The following is a 22,377-nucleotide window of genomic DNA, read 5'->3' on the forward strand; positions in this document are numbered from 1 at the left end:
GATCGAGGCGTATTGCTGTGCGCGTGGCTGCGTTAGCATCGCCCCGGGATTTGACTTGGCACGGGGGGATTCATGATCAAACGGTATGTTTCAGCGCTGCTCATAGGCGCTGTCGCTTTCATCCACATGGGCCTGGCCCAGGCCGGCGCGATTGATGACGCGGTTCGGCGCGGCGTGCTGAAAGTCGGCACCACACCCACTTACGTGCCCTTCGAAATGACCGATAGGCAGGGGCGCATCGTCGGGTTTGAAATCGACCTGCTCAAGGTCATGAGCCAAGCCCTCGGGGTCGAGCTTGAGCTGGTGGCGGTGCCCTACACCGAACTGGTTACGGGGCTCTTGGCGAAGAAATTCGACCTGATTGGCAGCGGCATGACCGTCACCCAGGAACGTAACCTCAAGTTGAATTTCAGCGATTCGTTCATCGTCGTTGGCCAGTCGGTGTTGTTACACCCAAGCCTTGCGGGCAAGGTCACCAGTATCGAAGACCTCGATGACCCCGGCTACCGAATTGCCGCCACCGAAGGCACCACCGGCGAGTCAGCGGCCCGACGTTTTCTGGGGGCGGCGCGATTCAGCAGTTTTGCCACGCCGGAGGAAGGCGTACGCCAGGTGGTGCAGGGCAAGGCTGACGCCTTTATTCATGACGCGCCCTACAACCTGATCGCCCTGAACCGCCCGGAAAACCGCACGCTGTTGGCTCTGGAACAACCCTTCACCTTCGAACCCCTGGCGTTCGGCTTGAAAAAAGGTGATTTCGACAGCCTCAACTGGATCAACCATTTCCTCAATCAGGTGGCGCAGGACGGGACCTATGATCGCTTGCACGACAAGTGGTTTAAAGACACCGACTGGCTGGTGGAAATCGACTGAAAGTCATAACTGCTTACACATCAAGCCGTTGCCCGAGCTGCCTGGGCAAGTGTCTACCCCTGCGGTTTGCTGCAGCGTTGTGAGGCTTTTCCGACATACGCCGACAACAAATAGCCGTGAAACCTTTGTGACGGCAGGCGAGTGGGTTAGGATCGCACCCCGAAATGGTGCAGCCCTTTTGCGCGCCGACCTTATAAGAATGGTTCAGGGGACTTGATGATGAAAAAGTATCTTTCGATGCTGCTGCTCGGCGTCACCGCGCTGGTCGCGGCCAATGCGGCCCAGGCCGGCGCGATCGACGATGCCGTCAAGCGCGGTACGCTGAAGGTCGGCATGGACCCGACCTACATGCCGTTCGAAATGACAGACAAGCGCGGCGAAATCATCGGTTTCGAAGTCGACATCCTCAAGGCCATGGCCAAGTCCATGGGCGTCAAGCTGGAGCTGGTCTCCACCGGCTACGACGGCATCATCCCGGCCTTCCTGACCGGCAAGTTCGACATGATCGGCAGCGGCATGACCCTGACCCAGGAACGCAACCTGCGCCTGAATTTCAGCGAACCGTTCATCGTGGTCGGCCAGACCCTGCTGATTCGCAAGGAGCTGGAAGGCACCATCAAGTCCTACAAAGACCTGAATGACGAGAAATACCGCCTGACTTCCAAGCTGGGCACCACGGGTGAGATGGTCGCCAAGAAGCTGATCTCCAAGGCCAAGTACCACGGCTACGACAACGAGCAGGAAGGTGTGCTGGACGTGGTCAACGGCAAGGCCGATGCCTTTGTGTATGACGCGCCATACAACGTGGTTGCCGAGAAGAAAGTCGGCAACGGCAAGCTGGTGTTCCTGGAAGAACCCTTCACCTTCGAGCCCCTGGCGTTTGGTTTGAAGAAGGGCGACTACGACAGCATCAACTTCATCAACAACTTCCTGCACCAGATCCGTAACGACGGCACCTACGATCGCATCCATGACAAGTGGTTCAAGAGCTCCGAGTGGCTCAAGGACATGGAATAACGCTTCAGACCGAGTTGCCTGTATCGCAGGCAAGCCAGCTCCCACATTTGACGGTGTTCACACATCAACATGTGGGAGGGGGCTTGCCCGCGATGGCGGCCTCACAGGCAACACAAATCGCGGAAAGTGAAATGAAACAGAAAAAAGCCCAATGGCCCTGGCACCTGCTGACCGTGGTCGTGCTGGTCGGCATGGCAGGCGCCTTGTACTACGCCACCTCGTTGATGTCCTACGAGTGGCGCTGGAACCGCGTACCGCAATACTTCGCCTACCAGGCCGAAACGTCCCAGCGTGCCGCTGACATCTCCACCGTGGTCGAGCTGGTACGCAAAGGCGATGTGGCCGAGGTGACCCTGCGCAACGACGCGGGCGCCGAGCAAAAGCTGACCGTGGCCGACAACAGCCTGCAGGTGGCCCGTGGCGACGATGTGGCTGAAGGCGATGTGGTCGGCGTGACCCGGCAGTGGGCGTTGGGCCCGTTGATGTGGGGCTTGTGGACCACGCTGTGGTTATCGGTGGTGTCCGGCATCCTCGGTTTGGCAATCGGGCTGGCGACGGGTTTGTGTCGCTTGTCCAGCAACCCGACCCTGCGGGATCTGTCGACGATCTACGTCGAACTGGTGCGCGGTACGCCGCTATTGGTGCAGATCTTCATTTTCTATTTCTTTATCGGCACGGTGCTCAACCTGTCCCGGGAGTTCGCCGGGATCGCGGCGCTGTCGTTGTTTACCGGTGCCTACGTGGCGGAAATCGTCCGCGCCGGCGTGCAGTCCATCACCCGTGGCCAGAACGAAGCCGCCCGCTCCCTGGGCCTGAGTGCCAGTCAGTCGATGCGCCACGTGGTGTTGCCGCAGGCGTTCAAGCGTGTGCTGCCGCCGTTGGCGGGGCAATTTATCAGCCTGGTGAAGGACACGTCCCTGGTGTCGGTGATCGCGATTACCGAACTGCTCAAGAGCGGTCGTGAAGTCATCACCACCTCGTTCTCACCGTTTGAAATCCTGTTCTGTGTTGCAGGCCTGTACCTGCTGATCAACCTGCCGCTGTCGAAAATGGCCAGCCGGCTTGAGCGGAGGCTCGCACAAAGTGATTGAAGTCCGCGATCTGGTAAAAGTCTTCGACACCCGTGGCCACGTGGTCCGCGCGGTCGACAACGTGACCACCCAGGTGGCCAAAGGCGAAGTGCTGGTGGTGATCGGCCCCTCCGGCTCCGGCAAGTCCACGTTCCTGCGTTGCCTCAATGGCCTGGAAGAATTCGACTCGGGTTCGGTGAGCATCGACGGCCTGCAATTGGCTGATCCGAAGACCGATGTGAACGCCTATCGCCGTGAAGTCGGCATGGTGTTCCAGCACTTCAACCTGTTCCCCCACATGACCGTGCTGGAGAACCTGTGCCTGGCGCAAAAAGTCGTGCGCAAGCGCGGCAAGCAGGAGCGCGAGGCCAAGGCCCTGGCGCTGCTGGAAAAGGTCGGCATTGCACAGAAGGCCAATGAGTTTCCGTCGCGCCTGTCCGGCGGCCAGCAGCAACGGGTTGCGATTGCCCGGGCCCTGGCGATGGAGCCCAAGGTGATGCTGTTCGACGAACCCACGTCGGCGCTGGACCCGGAAATGGTCGGCGAAGTGCTGGACGTGATGAAGACCCTGGCCCTGGAAGGCATGACCATGGTCTGCGTCACCCACGAAATGGGCTTTGCCCGCGAAGTGGCCGATCGCGTGCTGTTCTTCGACCATGGCAAGTTGCTCGAAGATGCCGCCCCGGCCGAGTTCTTCGATGCACCCAAAGACCCACGGGCCCAGGCGTTCCTGCGCCAGGTCCTGTAAGGCTCAGAGCCTGAATTTGCCGACCAGCGTCTGCAAATCCAGGCTCAGTTTGGTCAGTTGGATGCTCGCCGCCGCCGTTTCCTCGCTGGCGGCGGCGGTCTGTTCCGACACATCCCGCACCTTCAACACGCTGCGATTGATCTCTTCGGCCACTGCACTTTGCTGTTCGGCCGCAGCGGCAATCTGCGGGTTCATCTCCTGGATCACCGAGACCGTGCGCGCAATCGCCGCCAGGGCGTCACCTGCGTCGCGGGTCAGCTCGACACTGTAGTCGGTCAGGCTGCGGCTGCTGTCCATGATGTCGGCGACGTGCTGGGTGCCGGTATGCAGCCCCTGGATCAGTGCCTGGATTTCCTCGGCTGACTCCTGGGTGCGCTGCGCCAGGCTGCGCACTTCATCGGCCACCACCGCAAAGCCTTCGCCGGCGCTGCCCGCGCGTGCGGCTTCGATGGCGGCATTCAGCGCCAGCAGGTTGGTTTGCTGGGACACGGACTTGATCACGTCCAGCACGCTGCCGATCTTTTGGCTTTCCTGCTGCAAAGCCAGCATTGCGCGTCCCGAGAGCGCCATTTCATCCGCCAACTGGCCGATCTGTTCAACGACCTGCGCAACCACCTTGTCACCCGCGATAGTTTGCCGATCCGCTTCATTGGCTGCGATTGACGCCTGCTCGGCGTGCCGGGCCACCTCCTGTGCGGTGGCAAGCATTTCGTTCATTGCGGTGGCGACCTGGTCGGTTTCATCTTTCTGGTTGTTGACCCCCGCACGGGTTTGTTCGGTGACGGCCGACAACTGCGTCGCCGCGCTGGCGATCTGCCGGGCACTGTCGCCAATGCCTCCGATCAGGGCGCGCAGTTGGGTGGCCATGCGCCCCATGCTCCGTTGTAGTTGGCCGAGCTCGTCCTTGCGACGGACTTCTGCACCAGGACTCAGGTCGCCATCGGCAATGCGATGCGCGGTGGCGAGCGCTTGGCGCAGCGGCACTGCAATCTGGCGCGCGATGATCCAGGCGGCCCAGGCCCCGAGCAATAGCGCGGCAGCCGTGATGCCCAGCAAGCGGGCCCGGCTCTGGTCGGCTTCAAGGCCACGCTTGAGCGCCTGCCCCTGGCTGAGCAGGTCGCTTTGTTCCAGCAGTTGGTTGAGTTGTTGCTCCAGTTGCGGCTGGGGCGGTGTGGTGATGATGCCCTCCTTGAACAGATTCGCCAGGCGTTGGGCCCGATCTACGCGCTCAAGGTCCGCCGGGTCCTTCAGGCGACTGGAAAGCGTCGCCAGATGCGTGTCGATTTTGTCCAGGTGCCGGCTGATGTTGCTCAGGTTCCGGGGGGCGCCCTGCACTTGATAGAGCAAATGATCGGCGCGCAACTCTTCGCCGGTCACGGCCAGTTGGCCGAGTGCGCTGAGGGTTTCGGAGCGGTACAGGGCCGCGTTCAGGGACTGCCAGCCGGTCAGGGCGATGATCAGGCTGAGGACCAGGATCTGGCCGAAGCCCAACGCGAGCTTGAGCCTGACGCTGGCGTTGTCCAGCAAGCGAGTGAGTCGATGAAACATGGTGAATCTCCCACGGGTGAACACTGTCGGCTCGCAATCTCGTCACCGGGGTGCCGAAAACCTTGAACCAACTTGAACACTAGTGCGATCGAGCGTCGGTGGCGCAGTCGCTCGCCTGATAAACGCGTAGGAAATTTCACAAGGTGCAGCGGTGGCCGGGACAGGCCACCGCCGTAGGGGAGGTCAGACCTTGAAGCGGCCTACCAGGGTTTGCAGGTAGATGCCGAGGCGCGCCAGTTCAGCACTGGACGTTGCGGTTTCTTCGCTGGCGGCGGAGGTCTGCTCCGATACATCCCGCACGTTCAGCACGCTGCGGTTGATCTCTTCGGCCACTGCGCTCTGCTGTTCGGCGGCGGTGGCGATCTGGGAGTTCATCGCCTGGATGGTCGAGACCGTGCGCGTGATGCTCGCCAACGCGCTGCCGGCGCGACGGGTCAGCTCGACGCTGCTGTCGGTGAGGCCACGGCTGTTGTCCATGATGGTCGCGACCTGCTGGGTACCGTTTTGCAGGCCGACGATCAGTTCTTCGATTTCTTCGGTGGACTTCTGCGTGCGCTGGGCCAGGCTGCGCACCTCATCCGCCACCACGGCGAAACCTCGCCCTGCTTCCCCGGCACGTGCGGCCTCAATCGCGGCGTTGAGGGCCAGCAGGTTGGTTTGTTGCGCAACGGACTTGATCACATCAAGCACACTGCCGATCTTGTCGCTTTCGCGCTTCAGGTCGCCCATGGCGACGGTGGAATTGCCTACCTCGGTGGCCAGGCGTTCGATCTGGGCGATGGCTTCGCCCACCACCTTGTCACCCTCGCGGGCCTGTTGATCGGCGGCCACGGCGGCCTCAGACGCTTCCTCGGCGTTGCGCGCGACTTCCTGCACGGTAGCCGCCATCTCGTTCATGGCGGTGGCGACCTGGTCGGTCTCGACCTTCTGGCTGTTGACGCCGGCGCTGGTTTGTTCGGTTACGGCCGACAGCTGCTCGGCGGCGCTGGCGATCTGGGTGACGCCGTCGCTGATCCCGCCGATCAACTCACGCAGGCCGACGGTCATGCTTTGCATGGCGCGTTGCAACTGGCCCAGTTCATCCTGGCGCAAGGAAGTGAGGTTGTGGCTCAGGTCGCCGGAGGCTACGCGTTCTGCCACCTGCAGCGTCTGGTTCAGCGGAATGATGATCTGGCGGGTGATGGCCCAGGCGGCCACCAGGCCGAAGATCAGCGCCAGCACGGTTGCCAGCAGCAACAGTTGTTTGGCCCGCGCGGCGTCGGCGTCGCGTACCACGGTTTGCGAGGTGGTGAGTTTTTCGCTGTGGTTCTGCAGGGTCTCGCCTTGGGCGCTCATGATTTTCAGCGCGTCGGCGGCGGCCGTCTGAGAGTCACGGTACTGGCTGACGGCCGCGCGGTAGGCTTGCAGTGAAGTGCTGGCCTCCTGCAGGTTGGCCTGGTACTGCTCAGGCAGTTGGCCTTCCAGCGCGGTGATTTTCTTCACGGCGTTGTCAATCGCGTCGAGGGCCGGCTGCTCAGCCTCGACCTTGGCGCTGTAGGTGTAGCCACGCACCTGGAAGCGTGCCTGCTGGATCAGTTTGCTCAGGTCGACCACGCTGTTGAACTGCGTGACACTGTCGCCTTGCAGCAGGGACTTTTCCACCTCGCTGACCTTGGCCACGGCGTTGTCGGCCGTGTCGCCCAGCTTGCTGCGCGCACCTTCACGCTTGAGCCCGGCCTGGACCATGGCGCCGAAGGCTTTTCTGTATTGGTTCAGGGCGTCCTGTTGCTGTTCCACCAGGGCCTTGTCGTCGGGTTGCTCGATCAGGTCGGCGGCGGTCTTGAGGCCGCTGTCCAGTTTGGCGATCAGGCCGTTGACCGCGTCCGTGCCTTGTTCGCCGCGACGCATTTCGAAGTCCAGGCGCGCCAGGCGCAAGTCCTTGGTCAGCCCGTTGAGGCTGGAGATATAGCCCAGCTTGTCACCGCGACTGGTGACGTCCCCCAGGCCGGTCCAACCGGTGAAGGTGATCATCAACGTGAGCAGCAATACCAGGCCGAAGCCCACGCCGAGTTTGGTTTTGACGCTGACATTCCCCAGCTTTTCGGCTAACCAACGATACATGCTGCGAACTCCCCTGGAACAAGGCTTGGACTTATCCAGAGGATATCGGCCAGCGCGCGCAATTCTGTAGCGAAGCTGTACCCATGTGGGAGGGGGCTTGCCCCGATTGCAGTGGTTCAGCAATGGATATGCTGGATGACACACCGCTATCGGGGCAAGCCCCCTCCCACCGGGTTGCTTAGGGAAGTTAGAAGAGTCGGGCGAGCAGAGCGGTGACGGCGGTTTCGACGCGCAGGATGCGGGCGCCCAGTTGCACCGGCCGCAAACCGGCCTTGGCCAGCAGGTCCACCTCGTAGGGAATCCAGCCACCTTCCGGGCCGATGGCCAGGGTCACCGGCTCATCCAATCCGCGGGGGCACGCTGGGTAATCGCCAGGATGACCGATCAGGCCCAGGGTGCCTTCAGTCATCGCCGGCAGGCGGTCCTCGACGAACGGCTTGAAGCGCTTCTCGATAATGATCTCGGGCAGTACCGTATCCCGCGCCTGTTCCAGACCGAGGATCAGTTGCTCGCGAATCGCCTCGGGTTCCAGGAACGGGGTTTGCCAGAAGCTCTTTTCCACCCGGTAACTGTTGACCAGCACCACCTTGGGCACGCCCATGGCCGCCACGGTCTGCAGCACACGGCGCAGCATCTTCGGGCGCGGCAGGGCCAGCAGCAGGGTCAGCGGCAGTTTGGCCGGCGGCGGCTGATCGAAGCTCACGTGCAGCTCGGCTTCAGTAGCCTCCAGGCGCAACAGTTGGGCATTGCCCATCAAGCCACCCATGCGGCCGACGCGCAGGTTGTCGCCGACGGCGGCGCGGTGGACTTCCTGCATGTGCACCAGGCGTCGATCACGCAACACCACGCGGTCGACCGAGATGAAATCGGCCTCCTCCAGCAGCAGCAGGTTCACGGCTGGGTCGCTGGCGGCTGGTCGTCGTCGCGCTGGTCATCCGGGTGTTCGCCGCGCTTGCTGATCAGGCTGCTGAACAGGATGCCGATCTCGAACAGCATCCACATCGGCACGGCCAGCAGGGTCTGGGAGAAGATGTCCGGCGGCGTGAGGATCATGCCGACCACGAAGCAGCCGATGATCACGTAGGGGCGGATCTTCTTCAGGTACGCCACGTTGACCACGCCGATCCATACCAGCAGCACCACGGCCACCGGAATTTCGAAGGCCACGCCAAAGGCAAAGAACAGCGTCATCACGAAATCGAGGTAGCTGGTGATGTCGGTCATCATTTCCACACCGGCCGGGGTGGCGGCGGCGAAGAACTTGAAGATCAGCGGGAACACCAGGAAGTAGGCGAACGCCATGCCGGTGTAGAACAGCAGGATGCTCGACACCAGTAGCGGCACCGCGATGCGTTTCTCGTGCTTGTACAGGCCCGGCGCGATGAAGCCCCAGATCTGGTGCAGGATCACCGGGATCGCCAGGAACAGCGAGACCATCATGGTCAGCTTCAGCGGCGTGAGGAACGGCGACGACACATCGGTGGCGATCATCGTCGCGCCGGCCGGCAGGTACTGGCGCAGCGGCGTGGAGACGAAGGTGTAGATCTGCTGGGTAAAGGCGAACAGCCCGGCAAAGATGATGAAGATGGCCGCTACGCACCGCAGCAGGCGGGTACGCAGCTCGGTGAGGTGCGAGACCAGCGGCATGTGCTGGTCGTTTTCCGGTTTATCAGCGCTCATGGGGCTCGCGGCGGCAATGTAGGGTCATGGGGCGCGGGCGACGCGGCAGGCGTCGGCGCAGGCTCGGTTGGCGCGGTCGGTGCCACGGGGGCGGCTTCAACGGTCGGCGCGATGCTGTTTTCAACCGCAGGCCCCACCGGTTTGGCAGGCTCCTGCACGGGCGACAGAATCTTGCGGGCTTCCTGTTCCAACGAGAGGATGTGCTCGTTGTGCAGTTGCCGGCGGATTTCATCGGCGCCGATTTCCCGTTCAACTTCCTGTTTGATGGCGTTGAAACTGCGTTTCAGGCGCCCGATCCACAGGCCGGCCGTGCGCGCGGCACCGGGCAGGCGTTCCGGCCCCAGTACCAGCAGGGCCACGAGGCCGACGAGCAGCAGTTCAGAGAAGCTGATACCAAACATTAGTCAGTGCTCACGAGTCTTTGCGGGTCGGCTCTTCGACTTTCTCAGCCTGTACGTCGAAGGTACGACGCTCGGTGATCGGCTGGGTGGCCTGCGGGTGCACAGGCTGCGCCGGTGGCACCGGGTTGACAGCAGGGTCGGCCGGCTTTTCGTCGTCGTTCATGGCTTTGCGAAAGCCCTTGATCGACTCGCCCACGTCGGTGCCCAGGTTCTTGAGTTTCTTGGTGCCGAATACCAGTACCACGACCACCAGAATGACGATCCAGTGTTTCCAGTCAAAAATGCCCATGCTGCGTATCCTCTAGTCTTGGTTATTCAGGCGGACGGGCGCGAGGCCTTCTCGGCGTGCCCGGACAAGCCGAAGCGACGGTCCAGTTCATCCAGCACAGCCTGTGGGTGCTGCCCCAGTTGGGCGAGCATGACCAGGCTATGGAACCACAGGTCGGCGGTCTCGTAGATGACATCGCTGTAATCGCCGCTGAGCTGCGCGTCCTTGGCGGCGATGATGGTCTCGATGGACTCTTCGCCGAGTTTTTCCAGAATCTTGTTCAGGCCCTTGTGGTACAGGCTGGCGACGTAGGAGCTGTCGGCGTCCGCGCCTTTGCGGTCTTCCAGCACCTGGGCCACACGGTTCAGGGTATCGCTCATGTCTAGTGTCCTGCCGAGTAGATGGCGTGCGGGTCTTTGAGCACCGGTTCTACAACCTTCCATTCGCCGTTCTCGAACACGCGATAGAAGCAGCTGTGACGCCCGGTGTGGCAGGCGATGTCGCCGATCTGCTCGACCATCAGGATCACCACGTCGGCGTCGCAGTCGATGCGCATCTCGTGCAGGGTCTGCACGTGCCCGGACTCTTCACCCTTGCGCCACAGTTTGCCACGCGAGCGTGACCAGTAGATGGCGCGCTGCTCAGTGGCGGTGAGGCTCAGGGCCTCGCGGTTCATCCAGGCCATCATCAGCACGCGCCCGGTCTTGTAGTCCTGGGCAATGGCCGGCACTAGGCCGTCACTGTCCCACTTGATCTCGTCCAGCCAGTCTTTCATGTTCGGCTCCGGCAATTTGCGACAGTGTATAACCGGATTGGCTACCGACGCACGATCAGATAAACACCCACGGCGACCATGATGCCGGCCGGCCAGTGGCCCAGTGGGTTCAGCGGGCCACCGATGGCCAGCATCACGCCGCCGACCAGGTGCGCAGCACCCAGCAGGCGCAGGAACCAGTCGTCCTTGCGCTTGTGCCACGGCGGCGCCGGGTCCTTGGCATGGGGCTGGGACATGCGCTCCAGCAGGTCGCGGGTCATGTTGGCCAGGTGCGGCAGTTGTTCCATCTGGCTGTGCAGGTTGCCCAGCACGGTTTTCGGGCTCATCCGCTCGCGCATCCAGCGTTCGAGGAACGGCTGGGCGGTGTTCCACAGATCGAGGTCCGGGTACAGCTGGCGGCCCAGGCCTTCGATGTTCAGCAGGGTTTTTTGCAGCAGTACCAGCTGCGGCTGTACTTCCATATTGAAGCGCCGCGCAGTCTGGAACAGGCGCATCAGCACCTGGCCGAAGGAAATATCTTTTAACGGTTTTTCGAAGATCGGCTCGCACACCGTGCGGATCGCCGCTTCGAATTCATTGAGCTTGGTTTCCGCCGGTACCCAACCTGAGTCGATGTGCAATTGCGCCACGCGGCGGTAGTCGCGCTTGAAGAAGGCGAATAGGTTGCGCGCCAGGTAATCCTGGTCTTCCGGGGTCAGGCTGCCGACGATACCGCAGTCGATCGCGATGTACTGCGGGCTCCACGGGTTGACGGTGCTGACGAAGATGTTGCCCGGGTGCATGTCGGCGTGGAAGAAACTGTCGCGGAACACCTGGGTGAAGAAGATCTCCACGCCACGCTCGGCAAGCATCTTCATGTCGGTGCGCTGGTCGGCCAGGGTCGCGAGGTCGGTGACCTGCACGCCATAGATGCGCTCCATCACCAGTACTTTCGGGCGGCACCAGTCCCAGTACACTTGCGGCACGTACAGCAGCGGCGAGCCTTCGAAGTTGCGCTTGAGCTGGCTGGCGTTGGCCGCTTCGCGCAGCAGGTCGAGTTCGTCGTAGATGGTTTTTTCGTAGTCGGCGACCACGTCCACCGGGTGCAGCAGGCGTGCGTCGGCGCTGAAACGCTCGGCAGCGCGGGCGAGGATGAACAGCCACGCCAAGTCCTGGCCGATGATCGGCTTGAGGCCGGGGCGGATCACCTTCACCACCACTTCTTCGCCGGTCTTGAGTTGCGCGGCGTGCACCTGGGCGACCGAGGCCGAGGCCAGCGGGTCGACGTCGAAACGGCTGAACACGTCGCTGATCTTCTTGCCCAGTTGCGCTTCGATGAGCTTCATCGATTGCTGGGAGTCGAACGGCGGCACGCGGTCCTGCAGCAGCATCAGCTCGTCGGCGATGTCTTCGGGCAGCAGGTCGCGGCGGGTCGAGAGGATCTGCCCGAACTTGATGAAGATCGGCCCCAGGTCCTGCAAGGCCAGGCGCAGGCGCGCGCCTCTGCTGAGTTCCAGCTGTCTGCGCGGGAACCAGCGCCATGGCAGCACATAGCGCACGGCGAGCAGGAACCACGGCAGGGGCAGGGCGAACAGCAGGTCATCGAGGCGGTAGCGGATTACGACGCGCTGGATACGAAACAAACGGCGGACGGCGAGCAGCTTCATGCGTTATCGCTTGGATCAAGGGAACGGCTCAGGCGCTCGAAGCGCGCCTCAAGGCGTTCCAGGTCGATTTTGGCCTTGTCGAGTTCACGAAAGCGCGCTTGCGCTTCCCGCTCCCCGACCAGGGTGCGCGATTCTTCGCTCAGGTATTCGGCGAGGTTCTGGTTGAGGCTGGCGAACCCTTGCTGGTACCAGCGCGAACGGCTGCGCAGGTGCCCGCTGATCAACTGGGTGGCGACGGGGCCGATCCAGCGCGACAGTTCGTATTCCCAGTCCAGTTCCAGGTCCTGCAGGATGGCGGCGAGGTCCATCAGCACCGAGCTGTCGCCCTCCAGCTCGACTTCGGCGCTGTGCAGGATGGCGGTCTTGTTGCGGCTCAGGGCCAGGTGCAACAGGCTCGATGCCGGCGCACGCAGCGTGCAGTCGGCGTCGGCGGCCCACTGGGTCGCAAGCATCAGGCCTTCATCGCTGGGCAGGATAAACAGCTGCAAGCGGGGGCTGCGGCAATCGACGGCAATGACTTTACCGTTGAGGTGCGCAAGCCGTGCCAGGGCGGTGCTGTCCAGGCGCAGCACACGGTTGAGGCCGTGTTCAACGCTGGCGAGAAGGCCTTTGATCAGCATCAGGGCTTGATGCCGCGATGCAGGGCGACGATACCCGAGGTCATGTTGTGGTAGGTCACGCGGTCGAAACCGGCCTCTACCATCATCGACTTCAGGGTTTCCTGGTCGGGGTGCATGCGGATCGATTCGGCCAGGTAGCGATAGCTGTCCGGGTCATTGAGCACCAGCTTGCCCACCAGTGGCATGAAGGCGAACGAGTAGGTGTCGTAGACCTTGGACATCACCGCATTGGTCGGCTTGGAGAACTCCAGCACCAACAGGCGGCCACCCGGCTTGAGTACGCGCAGCATCGAGCGGATCGCGTCTTCCTTATGGGTCACGTTGCGCAGGCCGAAGGCGATAGTCACGCAGTCGAAATGGTTGTCCGGGAATGGCAGCTTCTCGGCATCCGCCTGGACGAACTCGATATTGCCGGCCACGCCTTTATCCAGCAGGCGATCGCGACCGACCTTGAGCATCGAACTGTTGATGTCGGCCAGCACGACCTGGCCGGTGGGGCCGACGAGCTTGGAGAACTTGGCTGCCAGGTCGCCCGTGCCACCGGCGATGTCCAGCACGCGGTTACCGGTGCGCACGCCCGACAACTCGATGGTGAAGCGCTTCCACAGGCGGTGCATGCCGCCCGACAGCACGTCGTTCATCAGGTCGTACTTGGCCGCGACGGAGTGGAACACCTCGGCGACTTTTTCCGCCTTTTGGCTTTCCGGGACGTTCTTGAAGCCGAAGTGAGTGGTGGGTTCGGCATCGCTGCCTTTGCGCTGATCAGTCATATCGCTGTCACCAAAAGAGAATGCGGGACATGATAATCCCCAAGGCCTGCTTTGTCTTGGCAAGGCTGAAGGTAAGATGGGCGGTCAGCGAGACCTTTTGCCGCATCGAAGGTATCCAAGTCCCTATAAAGAGGAGTCATTGCAATGGCCCGTATAACTGTTGAGCGTGCACATTCCCTGGGTAAAGAGGGCGCGCGGGCAAAGGCCGACAAGTTGGCGCACAAACTCAAGGAGCAATACGGCCTGGAGCCGTCGTGGGCCGGTGATACCTTGAACCTCAAGCGTTCGGGGGTTAAAGGCACTGTGGTAGTGGCCCAAGATTCGCTGCGTATTGATGTGGCGCTGGGCCTGTTGATGTCGGCCATGAGTGGCACCATCAAGTCTGAAATTGAAAAGGCGTTGGACAAGGCATTGGCGTGATCCCATTGTTCTTAGGGTGCCGATTCTAATTTTCCCGCCTACTTTGTGCCCAAGCCCTCAACTCCTGTGGGCCGTTCCTCCCCCCTATTCTGCGTGAGGTGCACCATGGCCAAAGTTATCCTGAAGAAAAAAATCGACGCCCAGACCACCACCCTGAGCGAGGTTAAGTCCTATGCCCGCAAGATTTGGTTGGCGGGCCTGGGTGCTTACGCCAAGGTCGGAAGCGAGGGTGGCGAGTACTTCAAAGAGCTGGTTAAAACTGGTCAACATGTTGAAAGCAAAGGCAAAAAAGTTGCAGTTGAACAACTTGAAGCCGCCAACAGTCAGATTGACCAAGTAAAGAGTAATGTCTCCGCGGTCAAAGGTCTGGTAGAAGTTCAGCTGGATAAAGTTGAAAAAGCTTTTGATACTCGCGTTGCCAGTGCCTTGAATCGAATCGGCATTGCGTCTAAACATGACGTTGAGACACTCTCTGCTAAGCTCGAAGAGCTGACGACATTGCTAGAACGTGTCGCGCGTAAACACTAAGGAGACATCGGGATGGCTGTTAAAAAGACTACTCAGAAAGAAGGCAGCTCGTGGGTCGGGGAAGTTGAAAAATATTCCCGTAAGATCTGGCTTGCTGGTTTAGGCGTGTACTCGAAGGTTAGCAGTGACGGCGGTAAATACTTCGAGACTTTGGTCAAGGACGGCGAGAAGGCCGAGAAGTTGACCAAAACCACGGTTGGAAAGAAAGTTGAAGCGGCCAAGGCAACTGCCGGCTCCGCCAAATCCAGCATTGCTGACACTTGGGAGAAGTTGGAACAGACTTTCGACAAGCGCCTCGCCAGTGCCGTTTCGCGACTGGGCGTGCCGAGCAAAGCTGAACTGAAAACGCTGCACAGCAAGGTCGATACCCTGACCAAGCAAATTGAAAAGCTGACGGGCGCTAAAGTGGCTCCAGTGAAAACTGCCGCTGCAAAACCGGCTGCTAAAACTGCTGCGGCCAAACCCGCTGCGAAACCTGCGGCCAAGCCTGTGGTAAAAACCGCCGCCAAGCCGGCTGCAAAGCCTGCGGCTAAAGTCGCTGCCAAACCAGCCGCCCAGACCGCCGCCGCAAAACCGGCCGCCAAGCCTGCCGCTAAACCAGTGGCCGCCAAGGCCGCTGCCAAGCCGGCCGCTAAACCTGCTGCAAAACCAGCCGCCAAGGCCGTGGCCAAACCGGCTGCCAAACCAGCCGCTAAAACCGCAGCCGCCAAGCCTGCTGCCAAGCCGGCTGCTGCGAAACCCGCCGCCAAGCCAGCCGCTGCAAAACCAGCAGTCAAACCCGCTGCCAAACCTGCGGCCAAACCTGCCGCCGCGAAGAAGCCTGCGGTCGCGAAGAAACCAGCAGCAAAGCCTGCAACAGCGCCAGTCGCCTCGACAGCCAACTCGGTGTCCGCGCCAACGCCAGCACCTGCTACCCCGACTGCAACGCCGGCCACACCGACGCCATCCAGTCAGTCCTGATTTTCCGGGACACACAAAAATGCCCGGCCTGCGAAGGTCGGGCATTTTTTTGCCTGAGTCTCAGAGCGTCAGTTGTAGGTAATCGACACCGTCACGTTGGTGACCAGCGTCCCTTGAGTGACATCCGGAGTAGTGTGGCTGACAGCGTAGTAGCCAGACATTGGCAGCACGGCTTTCCGGTTGCTGGTTGGCACCGTACGGGTACGTTGGGCAGGGGTGCCGTTGGCCGGGATGGTCACCGCGGAAGGCGTGCGATGCACCAGCCATAAGCCCGTGCCCTTCGATGTGCCCGTGTTGGCAAACAACCCGGCGTTTCCACCCGAAGGGGTGCCTGTGAACAGGAAGTGCACGTTGCGGATATCGGACTCACAGTCGGCGGTAACGTCAAACTGACGCTCGCCGGCGTAGGTGATGTTGTCAAAGTCTGAAATCTTGATGGTCGGCAATACGATGCTGCGACTCACATCACCAGCCGCCAGGTTGCACGTACCCGCATTGACCTGTCCGGTGAATCTCAGTGTTCCGGTGGTAGCGGCCTGCACCGCATGGGTGGCCAGGCTTGCGGTGATTGCCAGCAGGATAGGCAAGGTTTGGATCTTCATCAGGGGGTCCTTTTGGGGTCAGTTGTAGGTGATGTTGACGGTGGTGGTGCTGGCGAGCGTGCCTTGGCGAACCGTGCCGTTTTTGTAATAGGCCGCGCCCAGGGGCAAGACCGCACGATTACCCGAAACAGCGACGGTGCGTGTGCCGTTGTTGCTGATGGTCTGGTTTGCCCCACTGGTGCGCGAGTACAGCCACAGGGCAATACCGCCAGCAGTGCCGGTATTGCTGAAGAGCGAGGTGTTGCCAGGGGCGGGAGCCCCGGTAAAGCGGAAGGTGACGCTGGACGCATTGCTGCACGTGGCCGTCAGCTCGAAGTTGCTCGCACCTGCGCTGTTAGCGTTGTTGAACGCGCTTACTCGCACGGTCGGCAATGGGATGGTGCGGTTGACGTCGCCTGTCGCCAGGTCGCAGGTGGCGGCAGGCCTGACGAAACGTACGGCGCTGCCCAGTTGCAAGCGGAACGTGTTTGAGGATTTAAGCCATTTCTGTTCGAAGAAGGACCCAGGGGGCACTGTCCCGCTGTTGACGGGACCGATCTTGTAGAAGGTCGCTTCTGCAGAGGTGAAGCTGGAGACCGGCCCGTTAACGATTTCCCGAGGCAGATTATGAAGTGTAAAGAGTGAGTTGGCGCCGCTGTAGGTTGTCATCCGAACGGCCACGCCAACGCCTGGAACTTCGGTGGGGTAAAGACCCTGGTTATGATTATTGGGGTAGCGCCCGTTCACCCAGCGGGTGGCCAGTACGCAGAAGGTGTTCCAGCCGGGCGCTGCACCGGTGAATGCCTGGCGGATGATGACGCCGTTGACTGGCAGGCTGTCAGGTACAGGGATGGTCGCCGGCAGATTGAGGGTTAATGTGTCGTTCTGATACTTGGGGCAACTCGCTTGGGCGGTGATTGGCGTCCCAATCAACAGCATTAGCGAAACAACTTTTCTTTTTGATTTCATTTTCCTCGGTTTCCCCATGACATAGAGGCCCGCTCTCTTCGGAGGCGGTGCGGCCTGTCTGCGCAGTCAGTTGTAGGTGATGTTGACGGTGGTGGTGCTGGCGAGCGTGCCTTGGCGAACCGCGCCGTTCTTGTGATAGGCCGCGCCCAACGGCAAGACCGCACGGTTGCCGGAGACGGCGACCGTACGCGTACCGTTGTTACTGATGGTCTGGTTTGCTCCACTGGTGCGCGAGTACAGCCACAGGGCGACACCGCCGGCAGTGCCGGTGTTGCTGAAGAGCGAGGTGTTCCCAGGGGCGGGAGCCCCCGTAAAGCGGAACGTGACGCTGGACGCATTGCTGCACGTGGCCGTCAGCTCGAAGTTGCTCGCACCTGCGCTGTTGGCATTGTTGAACGCGCTCACTTGCACGGTCGGCAGTGGGATGGTGCGGTTGACGTCGCCTGCAGCCAGGTCGCAGGTGGAGGCCGGGTTCACGAAGCGGATGGAGTTGTTGAGCACCATCCGGTAATGGCCCTTGCCGCCATCCCAATTGTTGTGTTGGATCTCGCCGCTGGGCAGGGTGCCGGTGGTGACCGGGCCTAACTTGTAGAACTCCGCCACCAGCCTTGTCGCCCCCCAGAGAATTCTTCCGGGGGCCGATACGAGGCTTTCAGTCTTGAGTTTCGCGGAGTAGGGCGCACCGGAAGTCAGCGTGACCATGACGCGCATGCCGATACCGGGAACATTGGTGTGGTAGATCAGCCCGCCCGGCGCCGACTGGGCTGACGTAAATCGCCCGGTAAGAAACGTCGGTGTCGCGGTAGGGCACCACATGTAGAACGTCGGATACGGCCCTGCGAATGTTTGGCTGGTGATCAGTTTGCCTACGCCAAGGTTCTCCGGTACCGGGATGGTGTTGGGGAAGGTCACGCTGTGTTGCATGTTGGGGTACCGATCGCACGCCGCATGGGCGGCAATCGGCATGCCCATGGCTAGCAGTATCGAAATGAATGTGATGGAGTGTTTCATCTTCAGTCCCGTCATGAGAAAGGGTGTTTAAGGGCGAGGAGCGACGCGCCCCTCGCCCTCGATCAACCGTCTGTACCGGCTCTGCAGAGGCCAACATCCAGTTGGCGCAGGCGCTTGCCACCCTCGGCCCCAGGCTCCTTCTCCAGGCGGTAGCTCAGTTGGCAGGCGGCATTGGCATTGGGGCCCCACTTGACGGTCAACGCCCCTTGATCATGTGCAACCCGCACAAAGGCTTTGCCGCCCTGGCCGACCACGCCGACGCTGGCGCCGCTTTCATCAAACACATCCGAACCGAACGGTAGCGGGCTGCCATCCTCACGCCGTGCGGTGATCAGGATCGCCTGGCCGCTGACGGTCTCGAATTGCAGCTTCACCACCGAACCTGCGCGAGGCGCGACGTTTTGCGCGGCCGTCTTGAGCTCGACATCGACGGACAGGTCCTTGGGGTCCAGTTCGACGACGTTCTGGCGGTAAGGCGTGAGGTGGGGCACCACGGCGTACCCGCTTGTACCGACCTGGGCACTGTGGTTGCCGTTGATGCGTGCGCCCTGTGCATCGGGGGCCTGGACCAGGCCTATGGTGTCGCCCAGTTCCGGGGCGAAGGTCACGCCGCCTGCGTGGGCGACAACACCGCCGGTCATGCCGAGGGACGCTGTACGGTAGGTGTTGCTTTGCCCATAACTGGCGGACAGCACCCCCTGACTGGCTTGGTACTTGATGTCGGCACTGGCGGAGCTGCCACCGCCCTGGGTATGGCTGCCTCCCACTCCGTAGGTGAATTCGTTGCGTTCGCCCAGGCTGCCACCGAGGTTGGCGCGCTCGCCGCTGCTTCGATTGCCGCGATACGCCGTGGTGGTCAGGGTTGGCGAGCGAGGGCTGCTGCCCAACGGGAAGCTCAGGCTCAGCTCGATTTGCTTGTCGACGCGGTCACTCAGCAAGTCTTTGGTGCGTTGGGCGCTGAGGGTGTAGTGCATGCCGTTCCAGCTGCCGGTGTAGCCCGTGGTGAACGTCAGGTTGCCGCTCCTGCGGTTCCAGTAGTTCTGTGAGGAGCCGGTCAGGTACACCGAGCCGTTGCCCAGGCTCTGGTTGAGGCTGATGTCCATCCGGTCGCGCAGGCGTGAAACGTTGTCCAGGCTGCGGTCGTCGATGGCGAGGTCGCGCACCCGTGCGGCGTCGGCCACGCTCAGGAAGCCCTCCGTGGAATAGCGGTAGGCGCCGAGGGCAAAGTGGGTGCCGGTGTCGGTGAAGTTCTTGCTGTAGCGCAACTGCACACTTCGCCCGCCACGGGAGTCGTGACCCGGAAGCTTCGCGGAGGAGTTGGTCAGGTCAAGCGACAGTGCACCGAACGGGGTGTTGAAGGCCGCACCCAGCAACTGCGATTGATAGTCTTCGCCCATCACCAGGCCGGTGTAGCCGGTCAGCAGGTTGCTGAGGCCGTGCTGGTAAGTGGCTTGCATCAGGGTCGGCGGGTAGCGCAGCCCGACCTCATCCAGCTTGCCGACACTCAATGAGTAGCGGCTGTAGCCCGCGCGCAACAGGTTGGCGTTGGCGGCAAAGGGAACAATGAACTCACGCTTGCGGCCATCGGCCTCGGTAATCGTGACGGTCAGGTCACCGCCATAGCCCGTGGCAAACAGGTCGTTGAGAACAAACGGGCCGGGGGCCACGGACACTTCATCGAGCAGCACACCCCGCTGGCGCACGGTTACCCGGGCGTTGGTTTCGGCGATGCCACGTACAACGGGGGCGAAACCGGTCTGGGAGTCCGGCAGCATCCGGTCATCGCTGAACAGGCTGGCGCCCCGTATGCGTACGCTGTCGAACAGTTCGCCCGAGGTAAATATCTCACCCGCCACCAATTGAGATCGCAGCGGGGCCAATTCACGCTGCACGTAGGTGCTGCTGCTTTGATAGCCGGCACTGCTATCGTTGCGGCTGAAGCTGCCGTTGTGCCGCCAGTGCCATTCACCCAGGTTGAGGCCGGTGTTCAAGCCCAGGTAGTGGGAGTCGATGGTGCGGCCATTGGTCTGTGTCGCGAAGGAGTTGGCGTTGTAGCGCACGAAGGCGGCATCGACGCCGCTGTCCCAGTGCTTGGGGTCGACATACCCCCGCGCCTGGCGCAGCAGGTAGATCTGCGGCACCTGCAGTTCCAGGCGGTTCTCGCCCGAGTCGAACTGGCTGCTGCTGCCGGGCAGGTAGGTCGCGATGTCATCGCAGCGGGAAAACTCCGGTGCAGGGGCCTGGCCGGCCTCGGTGGGTTGATTCTTCGGCGCGTCCAGGTCGATGCCAAACCGGACCAGCGCATCGCGCTCAAGGCACATCTGCGCCGAGTCCTGCCCTTCAACGGCGACGAAAACCAGGGTTTCACGCCCGATCCACTGGCCATTGAGGTAGACATCGGTGCGGTAAGTGCCAGGCAGTACAATGTTGCCGCGGCTGAACTTTGAAATATCGACCTGCTGGTCGCCAGCACGATCCGGAAAGAAAGCGGGGTTGAACTCGACATTCTCGGCACCGTAGACGGCCATGGCATTGGCGCTACTGAGCAGCAACAGGCAGCGCGCCATGAGCATCGATTGACGACGTGACAGGGATCCGGCGCTTACGCTGGCAGGCGTGTTGGAACTCATGTTTACCATTCTCAAAAATAAGGACTGTCCGAATTCGGGCAAAGGGAACCCCTGCCCAAAAAAAGGGGCATCAACCGAACGTGTGTAACGAAGTGGATAGCGTTGCCAGCGGCTGGACGGAGGTCGCCGCTGGCGTATTCAGGCCGTCATTTGGCGAGCTTGGCGCGGTGAGGGATGGCTACCCCAAAGTCGTCGAGCGTCTGGAACTCCACGGTTTGCGAAGGGCCCGGCGGTGACTTGAGGCTGGGCAGCTCAAAGCGGTTGCGCCCCCCTGGTACCACCATGTTGTCCGTGCCGGACGCCACAGCCTTGCGGGCATGGCGTTGCTGTGCCTCCAGCACATCGACCTGGTCGAACGTCACGTGATACGGGGTGGGGTTATAGACTTCGAGGACCTGGCCCTGCTCGGTGGATTCGCGTCGCCACTGCAGTTTGCCTGGCGCCTCTTCCACGCTATAAGGCAGATTCGGCGGACGGAAAAACAGCTTGATCCGCGAGCGAAAAGCCAGCTGCAACTGATTGTCCTGCGGGCCGCCTTGGGCCTGGGAAGGCACCTCCAGCACGTTGAACCAGAACAGGCTTTCCTGTTTCGACGGCAGGGCCTCGCCCGTATACGCCAGGCGTACGACCTGCTGTTTGCCGGGCTCCATGCGGAAGATCGGCGGTGTGGTCACGAAGGGTACGCCCGCCAGATCCGGCGTCGAGTACTCGTCGCCATTGTCCAGCCAGGCCTGGATCAGCACCGGCGCCTGATTCTTGCTTTCAAGCCTAACCGTGACTTCTTTGTCGTTCTGCGGGTAGACAATGCGGGTGCTGCCGATGACAACACTCGCGTGTGCGTCGGCAGTGCCGAACAGCGCGAAGGCGACTGCGATGAACCTGGGCAGGTGTGTGAGAGACATGACGTTCATGGCGGTGCTCATCTCACGGTTGAAGGGCTAAGGCTCGCCGAGTGGCGAACGCGGGCGCCGAAGTCGCTGACGCTGGTGAATTCGACTTTGGGCGTGTCGCTGGGGCGATCGCGCAACTGCGGCAGCGCAAACAGTTTCACATCGCCGGACGGCATCAACAGACCGTCATTGGGGTCCTTGTTCGCGGCTTTGCTGAACCGTTTGCCTTGGCTCAGCAGGTCAACCGATGTCAGCGAAATATGGTAAGGCGTCGGGTTGGTCGCTTGCAGTGCGTAGCCGTTATCGTGAGGCACCAGCCGCCATTGCAGTTTCGAAGGGGCGCTGGCCACCGGGTAGGGCAACGATTGAGGGCGCAGGAACACACGCAAGCGGGTCCGAAACGCCAACTCGATCTGGTTGTTTTGCTCGGCGCCCGCTGTTACCGGTGGCACCTCCAACACGTTCAGCCAGTACAGGCTTTCCCGATCGTCGGGGGCGGGCTCGCCGGAGTAGCGCAAGCGCAACGCCTGCTGTTGATGAGGCTCAATGCGAAAGATCGGTGGTGACAGCGTGAACGGTGTTTGTGCGGTCGCGGGTGTTGAGCGGATGTCACCCGTATCCAGCCAGGCTTGCACCAGGGCGGGTCGGTCCCCTCTGTTCTCCAGCCGCACGACGACCTCTTGATGTTCGGCCGGGAAGATCACGCGGGTCCCATAAATAATCACCCCTGCATGGGCGGGCATCGCTTTGAGCGACAACAACCCAACGGCACAGGTGGCAAGCGCAAGGCGAGCCATTTTTTTCATAGTGTCGCAACTCTTCGAATCGGGGGGATGGACCTGCCTGACTGCGGCAGGCCCGTTTCATGCGAG

Annotated in this window: 24 protein-coding genes; 7 read left to right on the forward strand and 17 right to left on the reverse strand. The window is 61.6% G+C overall.

Annotated elements, in window-relative coordinates; all coding sequences use genetic code 11:
• The first annotated feature begins 72 nt into the window (after nt 1–72).
• From ACZ445_RS01810 to ACZ445_RS01825, 4 genes are all read left to right on the forward strand, one after another.
• Nucleotides 73–873 carry a transporter substrate-binding domain-containing protein gene (locus ACZ445_RS01810; RefSeq protein WP_058423700.1) on the forward strand — a complete coding sequence of 267 codons (801 nt, stop codon included), beginning with the start codon at nt 73–75 and terminating at the stop codon, nt 871–873.
• A gap of 219 nt (nt 874–1,092) precedes the next feature.
• Nucleotides 1,093–1,890 carry a transporter substrate-binding domain-containing protein gene (locus tag ACZ445_RS01815; RefSeq protein ID WP_058423699.1) on the forward strand — a complete coding sequence of 266 codons (798 nt, stop codon included), beginning with the start codon at nt 1,093–1,095 and terminating at the stop codon, nt 1,888–1,890.
• 131 nt (nt 1,891–2,021) lie between these two features.
• On the forward strand, nt 2,022–2,981 hold the full coding sequence (locus ACZ445_RS01820; protein ID WP_058423698.1) for an amino acid ABC transporter permease: 960 nt from the start codon (nt 2,022–2,024) through the stop codon (nt 2,979–2,981).
• A complete protein-coding gene (locus tag ACZ445_RS01825; RefSeq protein WP_058423697.1) occupies nt 2,974–3,708 on the forward strand; it encodes an amino acid ABC transporter ATP-binding protein in 735 nt (244 codons plus the stop codon). Before ACZ445_RS01820 ends, ACZ445_RS01825 begins: the two co-directional genes overlap by 8 nt.
• A gap of 3 nt (nt 3,709–3,711) precedes the next feature.
• Here ACZ445_RS01825 and ACZ445_RS01830 read toward each other — a convergent pair whose 3' ends face one another.
• The 11 genes from ACZ445_RS01830 to ubiE all read right to left on the reverse strand — a co-directional run bounded on the left by ACZ445_RS01830 (nt 3,712) and on the right by ubiE (nt 13,516).
• Entirely contained in the window at nt 3,712–5,256 is a 1,545-nt protein-coding gene (locus tag ACZ445_RS01830; protein WP_464707947.1) for a methyl-accepting chemotaxis protein, read from the reverse strand.
• Between the two features lie 183 nt (nt 5,257–5,439).
• Nucleotides 5,440–7,356, reverse strand: a complete 1,917-nt coding sequence (locus tag ACZ445_RS01835; RefSeq protein WP_464707948.1) for a HAMP domain-containing methyl-accepting chemotaxis protein — start codon at nt 7,354–7,356, stop codon at nt 5,440–5,442.
• A 187-nt stretch (nt 7,357–7,543) separates the two neighbouring features.
• Nucleotides 7,544–8,251, reverse strand: coding sequence for a 16S rRNA (uracil(1498)-N(3))-methyltransferase (locus tag ACZ445_RS01840; protein ID WP_058423694.1), 708 nt, complete (start codon nt 8,249–8,251; stop codon nt 7,544–7,546).
• Entirely contained in the window at nt 8,248–9,036 is a 789-nt protein-coding gene (gene tatC, locus ACZ445_RS01845) for a twin-arginine translocase subunit TatC (protein WP_058423693.1), read from the reverse strand. The genes ACZ445_RS01840 and tatC overlap by 4 nt, the downstream gene beginning before the upstream one ends.
• Nucleotides 9,033–9,437: a Sec-independent protein translocase protein TatB gene (gene tatB / locus ACZ445_RS01850; RefSeq protein ID WP_058423692.1), complete on the reverse strand. Its 405-nt coding sequence runs from the start codon at nt 9,435–9,437 to the stop codon at nt 9,033–9,035. The genes tatC and tatB overlap by 4 nt, the downstream gene beginning before the upstream one ends.
• Nucleotides 9,438–9,447: 10 nt before the next feature.
• The gene (locus ACZ445_RS01855; protein WP_016979166.1) at nt 9,448–9,726 is read right to left on the reverse strand and encodes a twin-arginine translocase TatA/TatE family subunit; all 279 of its coding nucleotides are present in this window, start codon (nt 9,724–9,726) and stop codon (nt 9,448–9,450) included.
• 26 nt (nt 9,727–9,752) lie between these two features.
• A complete protein-coding gene (locus ACZ445_RS01860; RefSeq protein ID WP_058423691.1) occupies nt 9,753–10,085 on the reverse strand; it encodes a phosphoribosyl-ATP diphosphatase in 333 nt (110 codons plus the stop codon).
• 2 nt (nt 10,086–10,087) lie between these two features.
• Entirely contained in the window at nt 10,088–10,480 is a 393-nt protein-coding gene (gene hisI, locus ACZ445_RS01865; RefSeq protein WP_058423690.1) for a phosphoribosyl-AMP cyclohydrolase, read from the reverse strand.
• 41 nt (nt 10,481–10,521) lie between these two features.
• Nucleotides 10,522–12,126 (reverse strand): ubiquinone biosynthesis regulatory protein kinase UbiB, encoded by a 1,605-nt coding sequence (ubiB, locus tag ACZ445_RS01870; protein WP_464707949.1) that lies wholly within the window; start codon nt 12,124–12,126, stop codon nt 10,522–10,524.
• Nucleotides 12,123–12,746 (reverse strand): ubiquinone biosynthesis accessory factor UbiJ, encoded by a 624-nt coding sequence (locus tag ACZ445_RS01875; RefSeq protein WP_071492387.1) that lies wholly within the window; start codon nt 12,744–12,746, stop codon nt 12,123–12,125. The genes ubiB and ACZ445_RS01875 overlap by 4 nt, the downstream gene beginning before the upstream one ends.
• On the reverse strand, nt 12,746–13,516 hold the full coding sequence (gene ubiE / locus ACZ445_RS01880) for a bifunctional demethylmenaquinone methyltransferase/2-methoxy-6-polyprenyl-1,4-benzoquinol methylase UbiE (RefSeq protein ID WP_464707951.1): 771 nt from the start codon (nt 13,514–13,516) through the stop codon (nt 12,746–12,748). Before ubiE ends, ACZ445_RS01875 begins: the two co-directional genes overlap by 1 nt.
• Nucleotides 13,517–13,660: 144 nt before the next feature.
• Between ubiE and ACZ445_RS01885 the strand changes: the two genes are divergently transcribed.
• The 3 genes from ACZ445_RS01885 to ACZ445_RS01895 all read left to right on the forward strand — a co-directional run bounded on the left by ACZ445_RS01885 (nt 13,661) and on the right by ACZ445_RS01895 (nt 15,424).
• Nucleotides 13,661–13,936 carry a polyhydroxyalkanoic acid system family protein gene (locus ACZ445_RS01885; protein WP_464707952.1) on the forward strand — a complete coding sequence of 92 codons (276 nt, stop codon included), beginning with the start codon at nt 13,661–13,663 and terminating at the stop codon, nt 13,934–13,936.
• Nucleotides 13,937–14,041: 105 nt separating this feature from the next.
• Complete coding sequence (locus ACZ445_RS01890; RefSeq protein ID WP_028615406.1) at nt 14,042–14,464, forward strand: phasin family protein; 423 nt, start codon at nt 14,042–14,044, stop codon at nt 14,462–14,464.
• Between the two features lie 12 nt (nt 14,465–14,476).
• Nucleotides 14,477–15,424 carry a phasin family protein gene (locus ACZ445_RS01895; protein WP_464707953.1) on the forward strand — a complete coding sequence of 316 codons (948 nt, stop codon included), beginning with the start codon at nt 14,477–14,479 and terminating at the stop codon, nt 15,422–15,424.
• A gap of 68 nt (nt 15,425–15,492) precedes the next feature.
• On the opposite strand, the gene ACZ445_RS01900 is transcribed toward ACZ445_RS01895, so the two are convergent.
• The 6 genes from ACZ445_RS01900 to ACZ445_RS01925 all read right to left on the reverse strand — a co-directional run bounded on the left by ACZ445_RS01900 (nt 15,493) and on the right by ACZ445_RS01925 (nt 22,311).
• The gene (locus ACZ445_RS01900; RefSeq protein WP_058423685.1) at nt 15,493–16,026 is read right to left on the reverse strand and encodes a fimbrial protein; all 534 of its coding nucleotides are present in this window, start codon (nt 16,024–16,026) and stop codon (nt 15,493–15,495) included.
• Between the two features lie 18 nt (nt 16,027–16,044).
• Complete coding sequence (locus tag ACZ445_RS01905; RefSeq protein WP_464704695.1) at nt 16,045–16,974, reverse strand: fimbrial protein; 930 nt, start codon at nt 16,972–16,974, stop codon at nt 16,045–16,047.
• Between the two features lie 66 nt (nt 16,975–17,040).
• Nucleotides 17,041–17,985 carry a fimbrial protein gene (locus ACZ445_RS01910; protein ID WP_058423683.1) on the reverse strand — a complete coding sequence of 315 codons (945 nt, stop codon included), beginning with the start codon at nt 17,983–17,985 and terminating at the stop codon, nt 17,041–17,043.
• 62 nt (nt 17,986–18,047) lie between these two features.
• Nucleotides 18,048–20,615: a fimbria/pilus outer membrane usher protein gene (locus ACZ445_RS01915; RefSeq protein WP_058423682.1), complete on the reverse strand. Its 2,568-nt coding sequence runs from the start codon at nt 20,613–20,615 to the stop codon at nt 18,048–18,050.
• Nucleotides 20,616–20,761: 146 nt separating this feature from the next.
• A complete protein-coding gene (locus ACZ445_RS01920; RefSeq protein ID WP_058423681.1) occupies nt 20,762–21,526 on the reverse strand; it encodes a fimbrial biogenesis chaperone in 765 nt (254 codons plus the stop codon).
• 8 nt (nt 21,527–21,534) lie between these two features.
• Complete coding sequence (locus ACZ445_RS01925) at nt 21,535–22,311, reverse strand: fimbrial biogenesis chaperone (RefSeq protein ID WP_058423680.1); 777 nt, start codon at nt 22,309–22,311, stop codon at nt 21,535–21,537.
• Nucleotides 22,312–22,377: the final 66 nt, after the last annotated feature.

This window comes from Pseudomonas allii (genome assembly GCF_055380095.1).

Coding starts and splice junctions, on each gene's coding strand:
- ACZ445_RS01810 (WP_058423700.1), top strand. CDS start 73: ATGATCAAACGGTATGTTTCAGCGCTGCTCATAGGCGCTGTCGCTTTC.
- ACZ445_RS01820 (WP_058423698.1), top strand. CDS start 2,022: ATGAAACAGAAAAAAGCCCAATGGCCCTGGCACCTGCTGACCGTGGTC.
- ACZ445_RS01895 (WP_464707953.1), top strand. CDS start 14,477: ATGGCTGTTAAAAAGACTACTCAGAAAGAAGGCAGCTCGTGGGTCGGG.
- ACZ445_RS01890 (WP_028615406.1), top strand. CDS start 14,042: ATGGCCAAAGTTATCCTGAAGAAAAAAATCGACGCCCAGACCACCACC.
- ACZ445_RS01925 (WP_058423680.1), bottom strand. CDS start 22,311: ATGAAAAAAATGGCTCGCCTTGCGCTTGCCACCTGTGCCGTTGGGTTG.
- ACZ445_RS01915 (WP_058423682.1), bottom strand. CDS start 20,615: ATGAGTTCCAACACGCCTGCCAGCGTAAGCGCCGGATCCCTGTCACGT.
- ACZ445_RS01905 (WP_464704695.1), bottom strand. CDS start 16,974: ATGAAATCAAAAAGAAAAGTTGTTTCGCTAATGCTGTTGATTGGGACG.
- ACZ445_RS01885 (WP_464707952.1), top strand. CDS start 13,661: ATGGCCCGTATAACTGTTGAGCGTGCACATTCCCTGGGTAAAGAGGGC.
- ACZ445_RS01900 (WP_058423685.1), bottom strand. CDS start 16,026: ATGAAGATCCAAACCTTGCCTATCCTGCTGGCAATCACCGCAAGCCTG.
- ACZ445_RS01855 (WP_016979166.1), bottom strand. CDS start 9,726: ATGGGCATTTTTGACTGGAAACACTGGATCGTCATTCTGGTGGTCGTG.
- ACZ445_RS01920 (WP_058423681.1), bottom strand. CDS start 21,526: ATGAACGTCATGTCTCTCACACACCTGCCCAGGTTCATCGCAGTCGCC.
- ACZ445_RS01910 (WP_058423683.1), bottom strand. CDS start 17,985: ATGAAACACTCCATCACATTCATTTCGATACTGCTAGCCATGGGCATG.
- ACZ445_RS01815 (WP_058423699.1), top strand. CDS start 1,093: ATGAAAAAGTATCTTTCGATGCTGCTGCTCGGCGTCACCGCGCTGGTC.
- ACZ445_RS01835 (WP_464707948.1), bottom strand. CDS start 7,356: ATGTATCGTTGGTTAGCCGAAAAGCTGGGGAATGTCAGCGTCAAAACC.
- hisI (WP_058423690.1), bottom strand. CDS start 10,480: ATGAAAGACTGGCTGGACGAGATCAAGTGGGACAGTGACGGCCTAGTG.
- ACZ445_RS01875 (WP_071492387.1), bottom strand. CDS start 12,746: ATGCTGATCAAAGGCCTTCTCGCCAGCGTTGAACACGGCCTCAACCGT.
- ubiE (WP_464707951.1), bottom strand. CDS start 13,516: ATGACTGATCAGCGCAAAGGCAGCGATGCCGAACCCACCACTCACTTC.
- tatC (WP_058423693.1), bottom strand. CDS start 9,036: ATGAGCGCTGATAAACCGGAAAACGACCAGCACATGCCGCTGGTCTCG.
- tatB (WP_058423692.1), bottom strand. CDS start 9,437: ATGTTTGGTATCAGCTTCTCTGAACTGCTGCTCGTCGGCCTCGTGGCC.
- ACZ445_RS01830 (WP_464707947.1), bottom strand. CDS start 5,256: ATGTTTCATCGACTCACTCGCTTGCTGGACAACGCCAGCGTCAGGCTC.
- ubiB (WP_464707949.1), bottom strand. CDS start 12,126: ATGAAGCTGCTCGCCGTCCGCCGTTTGTTTCGTATCCAGCGCGTCGTA.
- ACZ445_RS01860 (WP_058423691.1), bottom strand. CDS start 10,085: ATGAGCGATACCCTGAACCGTGTGGCCCAGGTGCTGGAAGACCGCAAA.